15 protein-coding genes are annotated in these 19986 nt (G+C 41.3%); 13 read left to right on the top strand and 2 right to left on the bottom strand.

The features are described 5' to 3' along the window. Positions 1–19 precede the first annotated feature (19 nt). From CKK33_RS14955 to CKK33_RS14940, 4 genes are read left to right on the top strand one after another with little or no spacing between them, the layout of a single operon-like run. The gene (locus tag CKK33_RS14955) at positions 20–460 is read left to right on the top strand and encodes a thioredoxin family protein (RefSeq protein ID WP_095704881.1); all 441 of its coding nucleotides are present in this window, start codon (positions 20–22) and stop codon (positions 458–460) included. After that, positions 447–1397 (top strand): FAD:protein FMN transferase, encoded by a 951-nt coding sequence (locus tag CKK33_RS14950; protein WP_095704880.1) that lies wholly within the window; start codon positions 447–449, stop codon positions 1395–1397. The genes CKK33_RS14955 and CKK33_RS14950 overlap by 14 nt, the downstream gene beginning before the upstream one ends. Before the next feature lie 2 nt (positions 1398–1399). Next, positions 1400–1627, top strand: a complete 228-nt coding sequence (locus CKK33_RS14945) for a DUF4266 domain-containing protein (RefSeq protein WP_095704879.1) — start codon at positions 1400–1402, stop codon at positions 1625–1627. Positions 1628–1645: 18 nt separating this feature from the next. Then, entirely contained in the window at positions 1646–2872 is a 1227-nt protein-coding gene (locus tag CKK33_RS14940) for a DUF3570 domain-containing protein (protein WP_095704878.1), read from the top strand. Between the two features lies 1 nt (position 2873). Here the strand turns inward: CKK33_RS14940 and CKK33_RS14935 are convergent, their stop codons facing one another. Next, positions 2874–3554 carry a cytochrome b/b6 domain-containing protein gene (locus CKK33_RS14935; protein WP_095704877.1) on the bottom strand — a complete coding sequence of 227 codons (681 nt, stop codon included), beginning with the start codon at positions 3552–3554 and terminating at the stop codon, positions 2874–2876. Between the two features lie 132 nt (positions 3555–3686). On the opposite strand from CKK33_RS14935, the gene CKK33_RS14930 reads away from it, so the two are divergent. The 4 genes from CKK33_RS14930 to CKK33_RS14915 all read left to right on the top strand — a co-directional run bounded on the left by CKK33_RS14930 (position 3687) and on the right by CKK33_RS14915 (position 9332). After that, entirely contained in the window at positions 3687–4364 is a 678-nt protein-coding gene (locus CKK33_RS14930; RefSeq protein WP_095704876.1) for a response regulator transcription factor, read from the top strand. Further along, positions 4361–5611: a HAMP domain-containing sensor histidine kinase gene (locus tag CKK33_RS14925; RefSeq protein ID WP_095704875.1), complete on the top strand. Its 1251-nt coding sequence runs from the start codon at positions 4361–4363 to the stop codon at positions 5609–5611. The genes CKK33_RS14930 and CKK33_RS14925 overlap by 4 nt, the downstream gene beginning before the upstream one ends. 63 nt (positions 5612–5674) lie before the next feature. Next, a complete protein-coding gene (locus CKK33_RS14920; protein WP_095704874.1) occupies positions 5675–7510 on the top strand; it encodes a sensor histidine kinase KdpD in 1836 nt (611 codons plus the stop codon). Between the two features lie 184 nt (positions 7511–7694). Continuing rightward, positions 7695–9332 carry a PAS domain-containing protein gene (locus CKK33_RS14915; protein WP_158223450.1) on the top strand — a complete coding sequence of 546 codons (1638 nt, stop codon included), beginning with the start codon at positions 7695–7697 and terminating at the stop codon, positions 9330–9332. A 25-nt stretch (positions 9333–9357) separates the two neighbouring features. Here the strand turns inward: CKK33_RS14915 and CKK33_RS14910 are convergent, their stop codons facing one another. Continuing rightward, the gene (locus CKK33_RS14910) at positions 9358–10449 is read right to left on the bottom strand and encodes an MBL fold metallo-hydrolase (RefSeq protein WP_095704872.1); all 1092 of its coding nucleotides are present in this window, start codon (positions 10447–10449) and stop codon (positions 9358–9360) included. A 253-nt stretch (positions 10450–10702) separates the two neighbouring features. On the opposite strand from CKK33_RS14910, the gene galA reads away from it, so the two are divergent. The 5 genes from galA to CKK33_RS14885 all read left to right on the top strand — a co-directional run bounded on the left by galA (position 10703) and on the right by CKK33_RS14885 (position 19921). Then, entirely contained in the window at positions 10703–13120 is a 2418-nt protein-coding gene (galA, locus tag CKK33_RS14905) for a beta-galactosidase GalA (protein ID WP_095705870.1), read from the top strand. A gap of 335 nt (positions 13121–13455) precedes the next feature. Then, complete coding sequence (locus CKK33_RS14900; protein WP_158223449.1) at positions 13456–16593, top strand: SusC/RagA family TonB-linked outer membrane protein; 3138 nt, start codon at positions 13456–13458, stop codon at positions 16591–16593. A 52-nt stretch (positions 16594–16645) separates the two neighbouring features. Next, a complete protein-coding gene (locus tag CKK33_RS14895) occupies positions 16646–18169 on the top strand; it encodes a RagB/SusD family nutrient uptake outer membrane protein (RefSeq protein WP_095704870.1) in 1524 nt (507 codons plus the stop codon). Positions 18170–18219: 50 nt separating this feature from the next. Beyond that, positions 18220–18915 (top strand): hypothetical protein, encoded by a 696-nt coding sequence (locus CKK33_RS14890; RefSeq protein ID WP_095704869.1) that lies wholly within the window; start codon positions 18220–18222, stop codon positions 18913–18915. Positions 18916–18940: 25 nt separating this feature from the next. Further along, positions 18941–19921, top strand: a complete 981-nt coding sequence (locus CKK33_RS14885) for a DUF5007 domain-containing protein (protein ID WP_095704868.1) — start codon at positions 18941–18943, stop codon at positions 19919–19921. The last annotated feature ends 65 nt before the right edge of the window (positions 19922–19986 follow it).

Raw genomic sequence — 19986 nt, 5'->3', positions numbered from 1 at the left:
CTATAAATCATTGCATTAAATGAAAAATCTACTTGTTATTGCTCTTTTTTGGTTGTCTGCGCCCGTTGTAAACTGGTCGGGCGATTTTAATGAAACACAAAAGGAAGCGCAGCGCACACATAAATATATTCTCATTAATTTTTCGGGCAGCGACTGGTGCGGGCCTTGCATACGTACCCGTAAGGAAATTTTAGAAACCAAAACATTTGAAGATTATGCTGCTGACCACCTTTTGCTGGTAAGGGCCGATTTCCCGAGGCAAAAGAAGAACCAACTACCTAAAGATCAGGTAAAACGTAACGAGGCGCTGGCCGATAAATACAACCCTAACGGAGAATTCCCGCTTACTTTACTGGTTGATGAAAATGGAAAAGTGGTTAAAACCTGGGAAGGCTTCCCTAACGTTAGCCCGGAAAAGTTTGTAGCACAAATCACCGAAACCACACATGCAGGTAACTGACGGCACAATAGCCGAAACCGTGCACAAGAGTGTGCTTAAACTGATGGGCAATCGGTTTGAGATCACCGTTGTTGATACTGACAAGATTACCGCTGAAGCGCATATTGATGCCGCCGTTGAGGAGATAAGGCGGATAGAGCGTTTGCTTACCACCTATGATGAGAGCAGCCAAACCAACAGGATAAACGCCATGGCTGGTATAGCACCTGTTGAGGTTGACAAGGAGGTATTTGAACTGATTGAAAGAGCTCTGAGGATAAGTGAGCTTACACAGGGCGCTTTTGATATTACCTACGGCTCAATTGATAAAAGCCTTTGGAACTTTGATCTTAATATGAAAGCCTTGCCCGATGCCGAAACAGCTAAAAACGCGGTTAGGCTTATTAATTACAAAAATGTAGGGCTTGATGCAAGGCGTTGTACTGTGTTTCTGAAAGAAAAGGGTATGCGTATTGGTTTTGGCGGTATTGGCAAAGGTTACGCGGCAGACAAAGCTAAAGCTCTTTTAACGGCCCGGGGTGTTAAAAGCGGTATTGTGAATGCCGCCGGCGACCTGATTACCTGGGGAACACAACCTGGTGGCAAGCCCTGGACAATTGCTATTGCCGACCCCGACCAGGCTAGCCTACCTTTTTCTACACTTAATATTAGCAACATGGCTATAGCTACGTCAGGCAACTACGCTAAGTATGTGGTTATTGACGGAAAACGGTATTCCCATACTATTGACCCTAAAACAGGCCTGCCCGTGAGTGGCATCAAAAGCGTAAGTATTATAAGCCCGAGCGCTGAATTTGCCGATGCTATGGCCACGCCTGTAACTGTAATGGGTGCTTACGTAGGGCTTGATCTGATTAACCAGCTCCAGCATATTGCCTGCATAATTATTACAGATGATAATAAGCTGTACACTTCTAAAAATATAAATATAAAATAAGCATGATAAAAAAGCCCCTGCGTATAACTGCTGCTATTTGCCTTTTAGCAGCATGCAGCCTTACGGCCTGCGTATCAGTAAAACCTTACCAGAAAAACCGGCTTAACGATGCCGAGATGGATCTTACGGCACGTAAATCACAAAAATTTGAGCAAAGTTTCCAGCTCTACCGCGAAGGTGGTTCTGGTGCTAATGGTGGTAAAAGCGGCGGTGGCTGCGGTTGTAATTAATTAACCGGATAAAGCAGGATGAAAAAATTATATTTAGGTGTTATAGCCATGTATTTGGGTATACTGGCATCACATGCCCAAACCAACCCGCCCCAACCGGTTAAGGAAGACTCAAGCAGCTACGAACGTAGAAAGCTGAAGATCGATGAGATCAATTTTATATCGGCATATTACCATCAAAATGGAAACAACTCCGCTGTAACCGGCGGTATAGGAACCGAAAAGCTGACGGATTTTGCCAACACGTTTGATCTGCAAATGTCGAAATACAGCCAGTCTGGTAAGAAGCATACCTTTAACTTTGAGTTAGGTGTTGACCACTATACCTCGGCATCGTCAGACAAGATCGATCCTAGCAGTGTGTCATCAGCATCTATGCAGGACACCCGTATTTATCCGTCATTAAACTGGACGGTATCAAACGACAAAACTGGTAACGCTTTTGGTTTAACCGCGTCATACTCTCACGAGTTTGACTATCAGTCATTCGGCGGTGGTATCAACTTTACGCGCCTATCAAAGGATAAGAATACGCAGTTCGACTTTAAAGCACAGGTTTTCCTGGATACCTGGAAAGTTATCCTGCCTGTTGAGCTGCGTCCGGAGGGTTATGGTTCAGGCTCTGAGCATGATAAGCGCCCCGTAGATTACAAACCGCGTGACTCTTACAGCACCTCATTCTCCCTGTCGCAGGTGCTAAGTACGCGCCTGCAGGCCGCTTTGATTGTTGAGCCATCATATCAGCACGGTTTGCTGGCTACCAGGTACCAGCGCGATTACTTCACTGATGGTACTGAGAGGGTGGAAAACCTACCCGATAGCCGTTATAAGCTACCTATTGGCTTACGAATGAATTACTTCCTTGACGATCATTTTATTATCCGTGCCTTTTACCGCTATTACATGGATAACTGGGGTATACGAGCGAACACGGCTGAAATAGAGATACCGGTTAAATTTTCGTCGTTCGTGTCGGTTAGTCCATTTTACCGGTATAATACTCAGGTGGGTACAAAGTATTTTGCTCCTTACGGGCAGCATGACCCTTCAGCTGAATTTTATACCAGCGATTACGACCTATCTACCCTGCATAGTAATTTTGTTGGTGCTAATTTGCGTTTGTCGCCACCTAACGGTGTATTTGGCAACGCTCACTTTACCTCGTTAGAACTGCGTGCGGGCCATTACATGCGGTCAACCGGGTTAAATTCAAATATTATAACGCTGGCCTTAAAGTTTAAATAGTTTAAGCTTTAGAGCTGTCGCCGCCGTTGATCATGTCTGATACAATACCGCGACCGTCTTTTTGCTCGGCCAGAATAACACCTAACAGGTGCACAAATATAAAAGCCAGAATGAGGTACATGCAAAAGCCATGTACCTCTTTAACGGAATGGCGAATAGAACGGTAAGCCACCAATGCATCCTCAAAAGCCAGGAACAAACCGGTAATTACCATAATAAACAGCAATACATAGAATGTCGCGTAAAGGCTTTTAACCGTTAACTCATGCCTTGCTACCATGCGGTTTTGCTTAATTACGTGATATTGATGGTAGGCTGCCTTTATCTTTCTGATAAGTTTTTGGTCGGCAAGTTCAAAAAATTCCAGTATGATCCTGAATAAGAACAAAGCCGCTAACACATAGCCAAAATAAATATGTACAGCCCATACGCTATCGCTAAGGGCATGCGCGGCGCTTTTGCCCTGTTTGGCTGTTAAGCTTACGCCGTTTTTTTGAAGTTCGGTACTGATGATACCGTTTACGTTTCGGTCATCGGTGATCGTAGCATTAATCAGCACAGTAAGCAGTGAACCGCTAACAACAATAAAGTTTAGCCAGTGCCAAAGCCGGATAGATACCGAGTAACGCTTATTTTTAGGGGTTTCCTGTGCTTCTTTATTAGTAGGTTCAATAACTGTCATGGTATATAAGTATATGTATAGCTAAAATAGCAACTGATACTGTAGAAATACTGTACAGGTAATAAATGTTTACTAAAGCAAAGCTTATTTTTTACTGTATTTTTAAGCCTTGGCAAACACATATAAGTTAAAGTGAAAATATTAGTTGTTGAAGATGAGCAGGGCCTGAGGGAAAATATGCTCAGCTATCTGAACGAGGATAATAATGTTTGCGAAAGCAGCAGCGATCTGAATGGCGCACTTGCTAAGCTGGCTTGTTACCAGTATGATTTTATTTTGCTGGACATAGGACTGCCGGATGGTGAGGGATTTGAACTGCTTAACTATCTCAGAACAGAGCGCCGTAACGAAGCGGTGATCATTATTTCGGCCCGAAATTCGCTCGACGACCGTTTAAAAGGGCTAAATATAGGTGCCGATGATTACATGGTAAAACCATTCCACCTTGCTGAGCTAAAAGCGAGGATGGTAGCCATTTACAGGCGTAAGTTAGCCAAGGGTAATAACAACTTGGTTTTTAATGAAATTGTGCTTAACTTAATAGAACGTACGGTAACCGTAAATGGCAGCCATGTAATACTTACGCGTAAAGAGTTTGACATGCTTTTGTACTTTATGGCCAATAAAGGAAAAGTAGTAGCAAAAACAGCACTTGCCGAACATTTGTGGGGCGATGAGATAGACGTTCATGATAATTTCGATTTCTTGTATTCACACATTAAAAATCTGCGCAAAAAACTCCTGGAACTCACTGCTAATGATTACCTGCACTCGGTTTACGGAATAGGTTACAAATTTACTGACGCATGAAGTTAGCTGCTCGATATAACCGGGTTACCATTGTAGTTACATTATCGGTGCTTATTATTGGCGCTATTGTTTACTTTTTTGCCATTAACCGGATAGCATCTGCTTTGCTTGACGACCATCTGTCAGAAGAAGTGGCCGAGGTAACGGAATATGTACACCTTCATAGTCAATTCCCTACGCCAACTGATATGGACGATGACCGTACATCATTTGAGCGGCTTAAAGGCAAACCTATACCCACACGATTTTTTGATACCGTATATGTTGCACCAAAGCTTAAAACCGAACATGAAGGCAGGGGAGTAGAGGGGACCTTAACTTTTAATGGATCGCATTACCGGTTCGTGATCATCATCTCTAAAGAAAGTACACAATCTCTTTTACAGACCATCGCTACCATAACTATCGTGCTGATGCTGGGTTTATTTATTGTGTTGTTTATTGTAAACCGGTATTTGTTAAGTGATCTGTGGAGGCCTTTTTATGTGGTGCTTGATCATTTAAAGGCATTTAATGTTTCAGATCAAAATACATTCACACCTGTAAAAAGCAAGGTTGATGAATTTAACGAGTTAGACAAAGCTGTTGAACTCATGACCAAAAGAGTGAGTGGTGAATACCATAATCTTAAACTTTTTACGGAGAATGCTTCACATGAAATGCTTACCCCGCTATCAGTGATCACTTCAAAACTCGATACCCTGATACAGGACGAAAGACTTGTAAGTGAGCAGTATGAACAGATACAGGATATATACAGTGCAGCCAATAAACTATCGCGCCTTAATGAAACTTTGCTTTTACTGGTAAAGATTGAGAATGACCTGGTCCCGGAAGCGGAATTAGTGAATTTTAATTACTTCGTGAATGAAAAATACAGGCAATTTCAGGATATGTTTTCGGAGCGTGAGCTTACTGCTGATACCGAAATTAGTAATAAGCAATTAAAAGCCAGCACATATCTGTTGGATATATTGCTCAATAACCTGTACAGTAATGCTATAAGGCATAATATTAAAGGTGGCCATATTCAAATTAAACTAAACAAAGATGAATTGGTGTTTTGTAATACTGGCGCCGCAAACCCACTCAATGGAGATGCCATATTTAACAGGTTTGAAAAGTCTAAAAATTCTGATGGTACAGGGTTGGGGTTAACTCTTGTTAAAAACATATGTAACCTGTACGGTTGGCGGCTTAGCTATGAGTTTAATAATGGCCTTCATTGTTTTATCATCAGTTTTTGAAGCGGTAAGTGTAATTCGTTATATTAACTTTTACGCCAAAATGAATACTGTTATATTAGTAAGATGAAAAGAAGCCCCCTTATCATTACGTTATTAATATCCGTATCACTATTTCTGAATGGCAATGGGGCGCTTGCTCAAAGAAAGGATATAACATTCTTGCGTTCTCAACTGGCTTCGGCAAAAGATTCTCTTAAATATATAGATACTTATAATAATCTGGGTTTCCAGTTACATCTGAATAGTGCCGATAGTACGCTATCATATGGTATAAAAGGCTTACAGATAGCAACACGTCTCCATTATAAAAAGGGGATGGCGTTTGCATACTCTAACCTGGGCGCGGGTTTGCTTTTAAAAGGATTGTATAGCCAGGCTTTAAGTAATTACGCCAAATCCTACCAGTTGTTCGCTTCTATGCCTGATACCGCTAACATGATGGAGTCATTAATGAACCAGGCCATAGTTTATGATTTTTTAGGTGATAGCATAAAACGTACCGCATTTACGCGTAAATCGCTTAAGTTATCACAGCGAGTGGCTACAGATTCGGTTACCTCCATGACATATATAAACTACGCGGCGCTTAACCCCGGTTTGTCTGATGATTCTGTTAATTATTATCTCCAAAAGGCAACGGCTGTGGCCAGGCGTTTTAAAGACGAAAGAGCTTTGCTGGCTATACAACAACAAAAGGCAGATCGCTTGCTAAGCCAAAATAAACTTAAGGAAGCCCGGCGTTTTATAGACAGCGTGCAGCAAACAGCAGTAAGCAAGGGTTGGGATTATCATTACCTGGAAGCACTTGGGCTAAGATCACGTTATTACAAAGCGCTTAAACTTACGGATAGCGCTTTAAATGTCAACCGCAGGATATATGAAGTGGCCAGCCGTAACGAATATTCTTTTTGGAAAAAGGAAGTACTCGGCGATCTGATCAATGCCTATGAAGTAAAGCACAATAACGACAGTTCGTTGTATTATCACAAACTATTGGTTAAAGAACTGGAAAAGGAAAATGCCGGTTATGACCGTTTTATAGGAGATTACCTGAATTACACTTCTGCTCAATCTGGTTTACGTTTGCTCGAGGCCAAAAATGCAATCAAATCCAGGTGGATCGCCTCGCTTGTCGGGCTTGCAGTAATTATGTGCGTATTATTAGTAATAACCGTTATACAATACAGGAAAGCTAAAATTACAGGTCTGCAACTGGCAGATAATGATCGGTTTAAAAACCGTTTAATATCCGTACTTGCACATGATTTCCGTTCGCCGTTAAGCGCAACCTTGGGCATGATCGAACTCCTTCGCGATGACAGCTTAGATAAAGAAGAGGCTGCTGAACTGTTTGCTGGCTTGGAAAATGATCTGCGCCATGTGCTGCTCACTTTTGATAATTTACTCGTTTGGATAAAAGAGCATTCAGATGGATACCATTTTAGCAGCGATGATATACCGCTATTGAAGGCTTGGAAAGAAACCGGATCTTTTTTTACCTCAATGCTTTCAGCTTCGCGCTTAAGCATTGAATATGATATTGACCCGATGCTGCATTTGAATACGGATAAAGAAATACTCCAGTTTGTTAACCGTAACCTGCTGCATAATGCCGTAAAGTATTCTCCGGCAGGCGCAATTATTTACATAAAGGCAAGGGTAGATCATATTAACGTAACAGTATCGGTAATTGATAAAGGGCCGGGCATGTCGCCTGCTCAGCTATCGCAAATATTCTTTTTTCGCAAAACGGCAACAAATGGCAGTGTAGGTGGGGCAGGTATGGCCATGACCATTGCCCGGGAGTTGCTGGAGAAACTTAAAGGCACTATTAATGTATCAAGCGAGCCGGGAAAAGGAACTACATTTTATTATACACTACCATTAAACAATAAATAAGAGCATAGCAAGGGCAGCGTATCTTAAATCTGTTAAGTTTTTTTGGCTCTTTTTGCCGTATGTTTTCTTTCGGCTTTTCTTAGTAAATAATTTTTTTCTTAGTTTTTTAATGTTTTGGCGTTCCGGGGAAATATTTTTCCTATATTATGTCGACTTAATACCAATATATCCCCCGCGCCTGAACATGAAGAAATGGCTTTTGAAGTATGAGCAGTTTGTCCGTAACTTACAAGTCTATTCTGATGCCGGTCATGAGTCGACTTTAGCCTACTGGAAAGCGCAGCTGTTTATTACCTTAATTATGTATGGCCTTCCGGTGAGCTTCCTGGCTGCATTTCCGGGGTTGTTATATTCTTTTTTTAGTAATGATTTAACACTGGGAATTTTGGAAGGGGTAACCTTTATTGGTTTCGCTCTTATTTCCTTTACCACAGGATTAACACTTATAGCACGTAAGTTTTTATTTCTGGCTGTATTTTATCCACTTGCGATATATCTCATTATTTCCATGGGATATACTGGTCCTGGTGTGTTTTATTTGTTTGGCCTTACAATAATTAGCGCGCTTATTCTACCCAAATATGCGGCATGGTATTCTATTGTGCTGAATATGGTTGTTCTGTTTGCTATAGCAGTTATTCTCCCTGTGCAGGCCGGTATGGTAAATAATCAGTTGCATATCAGCCTCGGAAGCCGTATTATATTAACAGCCAATTTTTTGTTTATCAGTGTTATTACCGTTGTATTAATTCACCGGATAATGGACAGGCTCGAAAAAGTGCTAAAAAATGAGATGCAGCTTAAGCGTCGTTATCGTTTACTTTTTGAAAAGAGCCCTTTGCCAATGTGGCTGTTTGATACGGTAACACTTCATTTTATTGACGTAAATGAGGCGGCGATACGACATTACGGATATACGCGTGAGGAGTTTATGCGTTTAAAGATAACGGATATACGGCCGCAAACAGAACAGTCAAAGATAGAAGAGATTGTTAAGTTAAACCGGCAAACCGGGTTGTATCATAATCAACAGACTTTTCATTACAAGAGAGATGGCGAACTGATCAACGTAAGCATTGAAAGTAACCTGATAGAAATTGATGGGAAGATCTTACGCCTGGTTTTAGCTAACGATATCACCGAGCTTAAGAAAAATGAATTGGAGCTGCAGCAGGCTCATCAGCTGTTACGGCGGTCTGAAGCTGACTTAAGAGCTATATTTGAAAGCAGTGTTGATGGATTGGTGCTTATCGATAGTGATTATGCTATAAAGCAGTTTAATCAAAAAGCTACCGAATATTTACGTATAAATCCCAGGTCGGGAGGATTTACCATTGGCCGGAATATTCTCACTTATATTCCAGCCGTTCAGCATGCGGATTTTTTAAGTATGCTTGAGCGCGTTAAAGCCGGCGAAACCATCGCTTATGACCGCCATTACAGAACCGGTAAAAACTCTTTGTGGATATATTATACATTAAACCCGGTTTACACAGATGACAATATTTCGGGTATATGTATAACCGGCAGGGATATTACTTCAACAAAAAATTATATACAGAAGATTGAAGATCAGAATAAAGTTTTCCGTGAGATAGCCTGGATACAGTCGCATATTGTACGGGCACCAGTTGCCCGCTTATTGGGCTTGCTTCAAATAATACAACAACCAACAACAGATGAGGATTTTGATATGGCAGTGCGATACATGAACGAATCTGTTACAGAACTGGATAATATCGTGGCAGATATTACTACTAAATCATACTCTATAAGTATGATAGAAAAACCACAAAACACCTATGAAAAACAGCGCGAATAAAAGAGTTAACTGAACTGAATCAGTGCTATTTAAAATTCCACCACACATAAGTTTTAGGAGGTTCGCCTAAATAATATGGCTCACCTATACGCGGTACACTTACCGGAATGCCTGATTTGGCAGCAGCAGGCAGCAATTTATTAACAGGCTCATTCCAGGGATGGTTGGCAGCTACAAATTTGGCCCAATGAACGGGTTGTAGTAAACGGGCATTTAAATCAGCAGCAGCTTGCGCTGCTTGCCCTATCCATAAATGCGCCCAGGGCCAGTTGGGGCTGTATTGTCCGCATTCTAAAAAGGCAATATCAAAGGGGCCATATTTTTCGCCTATTTGTTTAAAATGCGGCCCATAACCGCTATCGCCGCTGTAGTACATACGGTAACTTCCGGTATTGATTACAAATGATGCCCAAAGGGTTTTATTCTCCTGGCTGTAAGTGCGGTTACTTTTATGTTGGGCTGGTGTAGCCGTTATCTGTAAACCTGTAGGCAGCGTTACAGACTGGTCCCAGTTAAGCTCAACGATCTTTTTTCGTTCAAACCCCCAATAAACCAGATCAGATCCAACGCCCATTGGTACTATAGCTAATTTTATTTTATTTTTTAGTTTTTTAAAGGTTTGATAGTCAAGGTGGTCGTAATGGTCATGTGATATCAGTAATACGTCAATAGGCGGCATATCCTCTGCATGGTAATGGTTGGTACCCGGGAAAGCACGTATCAACCCTGCTATCGGCCCCGCGTAGTTACTGAAGATGGGGTCTATCAATATATTTTCCTTACCGGTTTTAATAAGCATGGACGAATGCCCGAACCATACCACAGCAGGAGTAGGGGTAGGTAAGGTATTCAGATCGGTTTTAACCCAAGGTAATGGTTGTGATGGCCTTACCGTTTTGGGGCGACTGCGCAAAAATAACCACTTATGCTTTTTTGTTGAATCAGCTTCTTCGGCAGCATTTTCAAAAGCGCCATTTTTGTAATTAGGTAATTTCTCGAGCTCGGCTAACGATGCGCCCTTCGGGTTTTGCCCCACCGATTTTACAAATCTACAACCTATAGAAAAAACAAGTATGATTGCAGTAGTTATTGCAAACAACAATCCGTATCTCTTCATGTATGCCAGAAATAACGCTTATTAGTAAAATTTATTTCATTTAAGTTTATTTGTGTAGCCGGGATAAGCATGTGTTTAGCGCCGCAGAATAATGAAAAATAAAATTCCCTCATTTAATGTCATTTTAACACCTGTTAAATGCTTGTTAATTATCTATCTTTCGCCGCTGAATGGCGCTGTTTGTTCCATAAAACAAATTACAGCAGATAATGACTTCCTCAAAAATGCATTTAAACAATATCTCCTAACATACATGAATAAACTATTTACCTTAAGTATCCTTATTCTGATAATCAGTACTAGGCTTGCGTTAGCACAACCTGTACGCACGCATCAGCATTTTGATGATGGCTGGAAATTTCACGCAGGCCATGCTACCGATTTTACCCGTGATTTTAATTATGGTTTCGGTAATATTTTCTCAAAATCGGGCGAAACCGCCGGTACGTGTATTGCCATAGATTATAATGATAAGAATTGGGATAATGTAAAGTTGCCCCATGATTGGGTGGTGGCATTGCCCTTTACCTATGTGAACAATGATGATATTGATTCGCATGGGTATAAGCCCGTAGGCGCTTTATTTCCGGAGAATAGTATAGGCTGGTACCGAAAAGCTTTTGAAATTGCCAGGGCTGATTCCGGTAAACGTTTTGAGATCCAGTTTGACGGGATTTACCGTGATAGTAAAATATGGATCAACGGCTATTATGTAGGTGGTAACTTTAGTGGTTACAATAGTGCCGCTTATGACATCACAGACTTTATACGCTTCGGTAAAAAGAATGAGATTGTGGTAAGGGCTGATGCCACCCAATTTGAAGGTTGGTTTTATGAAGGGGCCGGTATTTACCGCCATGCATGGCTAAATACCTACAACAATGTACATGTTAAATCTGATGGCGGTTTGTTTGTACATGCGGCTGTTAATGGTAACAATGCCGATGTAACGGTTGAAACTACTTTAGAGAATAGAGGCATTAATGCCGCTTCTGCTACCGTTTATAGTTACGTTACTGATAGAAATGGAAAAGTGCTTACCAAAAGCAAAGAAGTGCCTTTTGATTTGGCTATACGCCAGGAAAATAAAATAAGCACTAACCTTACTATTAATAATGCCCACTTATGGGACGTTACAGACCCTTATTTATACAAGGCATTTTCTATTGTGAAACAGAATGGCCGCACTATAGATAGTGTACAGGCCCGTTTTGGTGTGCGCACCTTTAAATTTGATAGTAATAAAGGCTTTTTCCTCAATGGGCGTAATATTAGAGTACAGGGCGTAAGTTGCCACCAGGATCATGCAGGCGTGGGTTCGGCCCTGCCTGATGAGTTGCAGTATTACCGTATCCGCTTGCTAAAAGAGATGGGGGTAAACGCTTACCGCACCACGCATAATCCGCCAACTCCTGAGTTGCTTGATGCCTGCGACAGCCTGGGCATGCTGGTGATGGATGAAACACGTTTGCTTACCAGTGGTAAAGAATATGAGCAGCAATACCGTAACCTGATACTGCGCGATCGTAATCACGCCAGTATTTTCATGTGGTCTATCGGCAATGAAGAATACGCTACACACCATACAGATATTGGCAAACGAATAGCTCAAAACCAGATATTGCTTCAACAACAACTGGATCCTACGCGTACAAGCACTTATGCAGCCAACCAGGGTAATTACTACCGGGGTGTGAATGAGGTGATACCGGTAAGGGGTTTCAACTATAATTTAAATGGCGCGGATGCTTACCATGCCGCTCATCCGGAGCAACCGGTTATAGGAACCGAGGTAGCCAGCACAGTTACCACGCGCAGTATTTTTGCCAAGGACACAGTGCATGCCTACGTGCCCGATTATGATCTTACGTATCCGAGCTGGGCAAGTACTGCCGAGATTTGGTGGAAAATAACGCAGGACAGGCCATGGTTTATGGGGGGCTTCGCATGGACTGGATTTGATTACCGCGGAGAACCAACACCATACCGCTGGCCTAATATTAACTCACATTTTGGTATTATGGATATGTGCGGGTTTCCTAAAACGGTTTATTACTATTATCAATCCTGGTGGACGGATAAGGATGTTTTACATATCGCCCCTCATTGGAACTGGCCAGGTAAGGAAGGTAAACCTATTGATGTATGGGTTAATACTAATGCTGATAATGTTGAGCTATTCCTGAATGGAAAAAGCCTCGGTAAAAAAGATATGCCTCGCAATGGGCACTTAGTTTGGTCTGTAAACTATCAGCCGGGGACGCTTGCTGCAGTAGCGCATAAAAAAGGCCGTATAATAAAAGCTAAAGTAGAAACGACTACCGCGGCTGACCGGATAGTACTATCGCCTTCAAAAAAGGTATTGCTGGCTAACGGGCAGGATGCCGTTGTGGTAAACGTAACAGTACTTGATAAAAAAGGAAGAGAGGTGCCTGATGCCGGTAACCTGATCCGCTTTGACTTGCACGGGCCAGCAGATATCTTAGGTGTAGGTAACGGCGATCCAAGCAGCCATGAAGCAGACAAATGCCCCCCGGGACAATGGCAACGTAGTTTATTTGGCGGTAAAGCCCAGTTAATTGTTGGGGCTGGTACAAACGTAGGTGAGCTTAAGCTAACAGCCTTGGGCCTGGGCTTGAAGTCGGCAGAAATACAACTATTTCAAAAATAACTAAGTATAATTATAGTGAGGCAGCCCCGATATCCGATTAGGGCTGCCTTTTTATGTTAAATGGACATTTAAACGCGGGAAATTCGAATACGTTTTAAATGATAATTTATTGCATGTTAAATAATCATTTTTACAACTTTTGATAATAATTTATAAGATATTATCATTAAATAACATGCAAGTCGTTAATATACAACTGATATAGGTTAAAATCTGCAACGAATTAGTTTAGTAGAAATCATAAAATTGTTACAAACAAATGTAAATTTTTTATGAAGCTAAACTTTACTAAATGTTACTCCCTATTGATCATAATTATCCTCTCCCGGATGATTATGCCAACTACTGCTTTAGCGCAGACCAAGATCACGGGTACGGTATTGGACAAAACCAACCTCCCATTACCCGGTGTATCAATTGTTGAAAAAGGTACCCAAAACGGTACATTAACCAATGCCCAGGGTAAATTTACCTTAACGGTAAAATCAGACCAATCTGTAGTGGTAGCCACTATGGTAGGCTTTGTAGCCCAGGAATTACAGGTTAAGGGCCGTTCTGTACTCAATTTTTCTTTAGCCGATGATGTTCAAGGCTTAAAAGAAGTTGTGCTTATCGGTTACCAAAAAATTGCCCGTAAAAAAACTACCGCGGCTATCTCCAGTCTTTCTGCAAAAGAATTGGCTGATATCCCTGCGGCCAGTTTTGACCAGCTTTTGCAGGGTAGGGTATCCGGTGTTAACGTACAAAACTTTAGCGGCCAGCCTGGTGTTGCGCCTACGGTATCTGTACGTGGTAATTCGCTGGTTAGCCGTGGTTATGATGTGTATAACGTTGTTAACTCTCCGTTATATGTAGTTGACGGTGTGCCTCAGCCTAACGAAGATTATATTGGCCCGGGTGTAGGTACAGGTACTAACTACCTGGCAGGTATTAACCCGACTGATATTGAAACCATCGACGTACTGAAAGATGCCTCAGCAGCAGCTATTTATGGCTCACGTGCAGCTAATGGTGTAATCTTGATCACTACCAAAAAAGGATTAAGCGGCGAACCTCGTATCATTTTTAACAGCTACGCAGGTATTACCCAACGCCCTAAACTACGCGATGTTACTTTGGGTGCAACCGAGCGCAGGCAAAAATTGGATGTATTAAATCGCCAGTTAAGTTATGCACAAAAAACACAGCTGCCATATATATTAACAGACAGCCTTAACCCGGCCTTTAATGGCAATACAGATTGGCAGGACCTGTTTTACCAAACCGGAAGGATTGCCAACGGCGACCTAAGCATTAGTGGTGGTAATAGCGATGGTACCGTTTACCGTTTTAGCGGTGGGTACTATGATGAGGATGGTATTATTAAGGCTACAGGTTTTAAACGCCTTTCTACTCGTTTAAACTTAACCAGTTGGGCTTTAAATAAAAAACTGATGATTAACCCGATGTTTGCGTTCTCGAGGTCAGACCGCGCTCGTGGTAACGGAGACAACAGCAGTCCAATTAGTTTAGGTGCAGGTAACATGCCTTCATCACTGTTAACATTAGATGATGATAAGAAAGCGTACTACCTGGGTAGTTACGATCAAAATCTGGACCGTAACGTAAGCAACCAGCTTACCATGAACTTGAACTTATCTTACAATGTGAACAAGCATTTGGTATTAAATTCACAAAGTTCATATTTATTAAATACCGCTCGTCGTGATTTGAGTAGAGGTACGCTGTTAAACAATGGCCAGGGTAACTCGGCTTACAGTTTTGCAGATAATGGCGTAAATATTTCTATATCTAACTTTATTAACTACACCAACCAGTTTGGTAAGCACAACCTTAGCGTTGTAGCAGGCCAGGATATATTGTACAACCAGTATCAATATACTTCGGCATACGGTTATAATGGTGCTACAGACAATGTGCAGGTAGTGCAGGGCTTCCAGCAAGGTAAAGTATCAGGTACATCAGATTACCAGGCTTACGGATTGCTTTCTTATTATGGTCGTCTGGCTTATGACTATCAAGGCCGTTACCTGGTTTCGGTTAGCGCACGTACAGATGGTTCATCCCGTTTCGGTGCAAATAACAAATGGGGTTTCTTCCCCTCAGCATCAGCCGGTTGGTTAGTTTCTGAAGAGAAATTCATGAAGGATATTGATAACAATCCATTCACCTTGTTAAAATTACGTGCCAGTATAGGTACATCTGGTAGCTTGCCGAATAATAACTATTTACAGTACAATCTCTATAATGTTAACTCCGTGCCTTTTAACGGTAACTATCAGGTTAGAGATGGTAACGGTAATATTACCAGCCCCGGGGCAACCACTTACAATGGTGTAAGCGCAATTACACCAAACTTTGTTAACGGTGCGGCGCAAAAAGGCCTAAGCTGGGAGCGTTCAACCCAATGGAACATCGGTACCGATATAGAAATTAAAAACGGTAAATACGCATTACAGTTTGACGTTTACAACAAGCAGTCTTCACTGCAACTTTTCAGTGTGAACCTGCCGGTTACTACTGGTTACGATTATGCGCTTACCAACTCTATTGGTGTACGTAACGCGGGTGTTGAGCTTTCTATATCGGCTAACCCGTTAGAGGGCCAATTCCGTTGGTTTACACGATTGAACGTTTCTTATAACAAAAACCAGATCACCAGCTTGCCTAATGGCGGCCGCGACCTGGTGATGAGTGGCGACCGTTTTGATAAATCGCACATTCTATCTATAGGCAGCCCTATTAACGCGTTTTACTTATATCAAACTAAAGGCGTTTTCTCAAAAACAAGCGATATCCCGGTTAATCCATACACAGGTGAACTGTATAAAAACAGTAATGGAACCTACCAGGCAGGTGATTTTTACCTTGCCGACCTTGATGGTGACGGTTTCATAGATATTTTTAATGATGGTATTAACCCTGACAAAAAGCCTTCTGGTGACCCTAACCCTAAATATACCGGTGGTTGGACGAACAACTTTACGTACAAAAACTGGACTTTAGGTGTTTTCTGTACCTTCACTTTTGACAGGGACGTATTAAACCTGTTCGAGTCTGATCGTTTCTCAAACTCAACAGACGCTAATGCTGTATATAACTTTGCCAGCACATCAACTCCCGACCTGAGCAAAATTAATATCTGGAAGAACCCTGGTGATAACGCTCAGTACGCTAAATATGATTTAGGTACATACCGTTACTATTATACTGGCGCTCAAACCTTCTTCCTCGAAAAAGGGGGGTATTTCCGTGTGAAAAGCGTTAACTTAGGTTATACTTTCTCACCTCAGGTATTAAGAAAGCTTAAAGTTAATAAACTGAAGGTATTTGCTATTGCCGACAACTTGTTCATGTTCCAGCAATCAAAAAGGTTGCCTGATGCTGAAGCGGTAAATCCATACGGTGAATATAACGGTGCAGGTTATCCAATCCCTAAAAAATACACTATAGGTCTTGAATTGCAATTGTAATTGATTAGTTGTAACATTTAGAGAAATAAATTTCCCTGACAAAAAAAATTATATGAAAAAGATCAATCAATATATCTTATCAGGCTTAATGCTTTTAGCGGCTACAAGCTTGTTCTCCTGTAAAAAATTGCTTGAGCAGGAGCCTAAGAACTCTACCTACCAGGAAGCATTCTGGAAAACCGCCGCTGATGCGCGCAGTGCCATAGCCGGTAACTATGGTTTGTTAAGAACGGCTATGCTGGACAAGAATAACCGTTATTACATGTACGGTGATGCTATTGCCAAAAACTACTTCACTATACAATACACCGGTGATGGTTTAGAAGGTATACAAAATGGCGACTTTACTTTCCAGTATAACCTTAATTCGCTGGCTAATTACACGCTGTATTACAAAACTATAGCAATGTCAAACATTGTTATAGCCAACGTATCTAAAATGACAGACGCGCAATTAAAAGACGTGGATAACCCTGGTAAATTCCGAAACAATATACTTGGGCAGGCACTGTTTATACGCGCGTTAAGCTATTTTATGATGACCCGTGTTTGGGGTGATGTACCTTTGGTTACCGTTGCATATGATGATCCTATCAATGCTCCTCAATTGCCAAGAAGCCCTAAGGCTGATATCATGAAGCAAATTGAGACTGATTGCCACAATGCTATAAATATGCTTAGCTGGGGTTATACGGATCAAGGCGATGCGCACGTAATGGCTAATAAAGGATCGGTTTACGCTTTGTTGGCGCACCTTTACCTGTGGAGGGCCACCATGTCTAACGTAGCTACAGATGCTCCTAATATGACGGATGTAAACAGCGCGGATACAACCATTACTACACTGGTTGCAAAAGGGGGCTATACATTAACAGATACCGCTAACTACAAAAGTATCTTTATTGGCCGCTCATCTGAAAGTATCTTTGAGGTTAACATGAGTGAAAATACGCTTGAAGGTTCGTATGACCATATTGGTACTTATTTTTTAAATGGCAGCTACATAAACCAATACGGTAATAATCCTAGGTTTTACACTGTGCCGCGTTTCCTTTCACAAAACTTTGCAGATAATGACACCTTAGACGTAAGGTATAAAAAGAACTTTGATGCAAGCAATCCTGAGAAACCGGTATGCTTTAAGTACGCTAATGTGATTTACCGTAACCCAGCTCAAAAATTAAATGCGTATTTGAGTAATAACATGGTTGTTTTCCGCCTGAGCGATATGATACTGCTTAAAGCTGAGATAGCACTTTACAAGGGCGATGTTGCCACTGCCCGTAATATTATTAACGCTTCAAGAACCAGGCATAATGTTAATCCTACGCTGGTTGATGCAAGCGAAAGCGCGAGCGATGTAATGGATGAGTACATTATTGAACGCGGCCGTGAAATGTATCTGGAGGGCCATTTATATTATGATTTACTGCGTACACGCCGCTATGGAAACGTAATAGACTGGTTAACTACAAGCCGTTTCAGACAGGAAGGTTTCTACTGGCCGGTTGACCCAGCATTATTCAGGCAGAACCCATTACTTAAGCAAACTACTTATTGGTTGGGTAAAGTTTAAACAAGTATTAGCTTTCATAAAAGCCAATCAAAATTAAATTCAAAGAAAATATGAAGAATAATATCATAATAGTACTGGCAGCATTCTTAGTATCAGCGATAGCGATCAGCGGATGCAAGAAGAACGATTATAAGAATGACGGTGGTAAGAGTAACCCGTATGTGAATATGACTACGTACGATTACTTAAAATCAAACCCGCAGTTTGATTCGCTTGTAAAGGTTATAGACCGTGCCGGCTTAAAAGATGTAGTTAACAGCAACATTACTTTTTTTGCAACTACAAATTACAGCATAGTGCCTTATGTAGCGGCTAAGAAGAACCAGGTAGCTATACAAACTGGTAACGAGAACTTTAACTTTGGCATCAAAGATATTCCTGCCCAAGAGTTAAGTGACTCACTTAAAACCTATATGTTCCAGGGAGTAATCAACCGTGACCAAATAACGCTTGACGGCAAGTTATACAACAGCTTGCTTGGTCCTATACCAAACGTGCAATACCTGATCAAATTTAGGCGCTCGTTTGAGTACAATAGCTATCTTGATCATGTTGACTATGTAACTTACACTAAAGTGAGAGGAACGCGTGACGATCAGGAACCTAATCAGGATGCGATACCTAAAGATCAAAAGGATTTATCTGACGATGTGCAAACTTCAGGTATCATTACAAAAACAGGGGTAGTGCATGTGCTTTCAGGATACCACAGACTATTCTTTAATGCGCAGCCATTAGGCAATTAATGGATATTTTAAAAGCTTTAAGAAAATGAAAAAAGGATATATCATACTATTAGCTGCAGTGGTTAGCCTTGCAGCTTGTAAAAAAATACAGAACGGTTTTCAGAGCGATTTTATCCGTTATAAGGATAATAATCTGTATGCCAAGCGCGGCCTGATCTTGTATCAGTCAGACCGTATTAACGCTGATGGTTCAACGCCGCCTTACACTTACAAAATGCTCAACTTGCGTAAGGCTGATGGTTCTCCGGCGCCGGTAGAGTTTAAAACGTCATATGACATTACGGTTTTCAAAGCCGGGCAGTCTTTTGATGCAACAACAGATACTACCGTAGAGCTTTTGAATAAAAAGCGTGAAAAAATAAGTGCTTTGCCAATGTACTTTAACGAAACCAGTGGGCAGCTTACTTTTAACAAGGCATCAGCCAATTTACCACTTGGCCAGTATGTTTTTGATGTGCAGATGACTAACCCAACTGGTACCAAGTTATACAAAAGCCTGGCAACCATAAATGTGGTAGACCCTACTACAGACGATTTATTTGTTATTACCGATGACGTAGCAAATGGTTTTAATGATGTTACAGGCTCTGTTACACCAATGCGTAACCCAATTATTACCTGTACTAAAGTAAACAATAATGGTGCGCGTGTAATATTAAAAATGGTTGACAAGAATGGTCGTACATTTAACCCTAAAAATGGTGAGATCATTAAACGTGGCGACCGACCAACATTTGAGAATTACGCCAAATTTAACCCTGTTATAAAAACGGATACAGCTATGATCTGTGATTTTGAAATAGCGCCATTCCCGCTTACCAAATATGTTACACCTACAACAGACTGGGGCTTTTTAATGTACTACCGTATACCAAGTACATATGCTAAGATTGATAACTTCCCTACCAATGTTGGTTTCTCTGTAAACCCAAGATGGTCATGGCAGTTAAAACTGGAGGGTACTTATGTAATTCAGGTCCAGTTTCCTGACGTAACAAAAAAATAAGTAAGTTAATATAGTGAATTACTAACCGCTCGCCTACAAAGGCGGGCGGTTTTTGTTTGTAAAGC

This window comes from Mucilaginibacter sp. MD40 (assembly GCF_002288635.1).
Classification (GTDB): Bacteria; Bacteroidota; Bacteroidia; order Sphingobacteriales; family Sphingobacteriaceae; genus Mucilaginibacter.
Note: the sequence above shows the minus strand (reverse complement) of the source record. Positions and strands in the feature narration are given on the sequence as shown.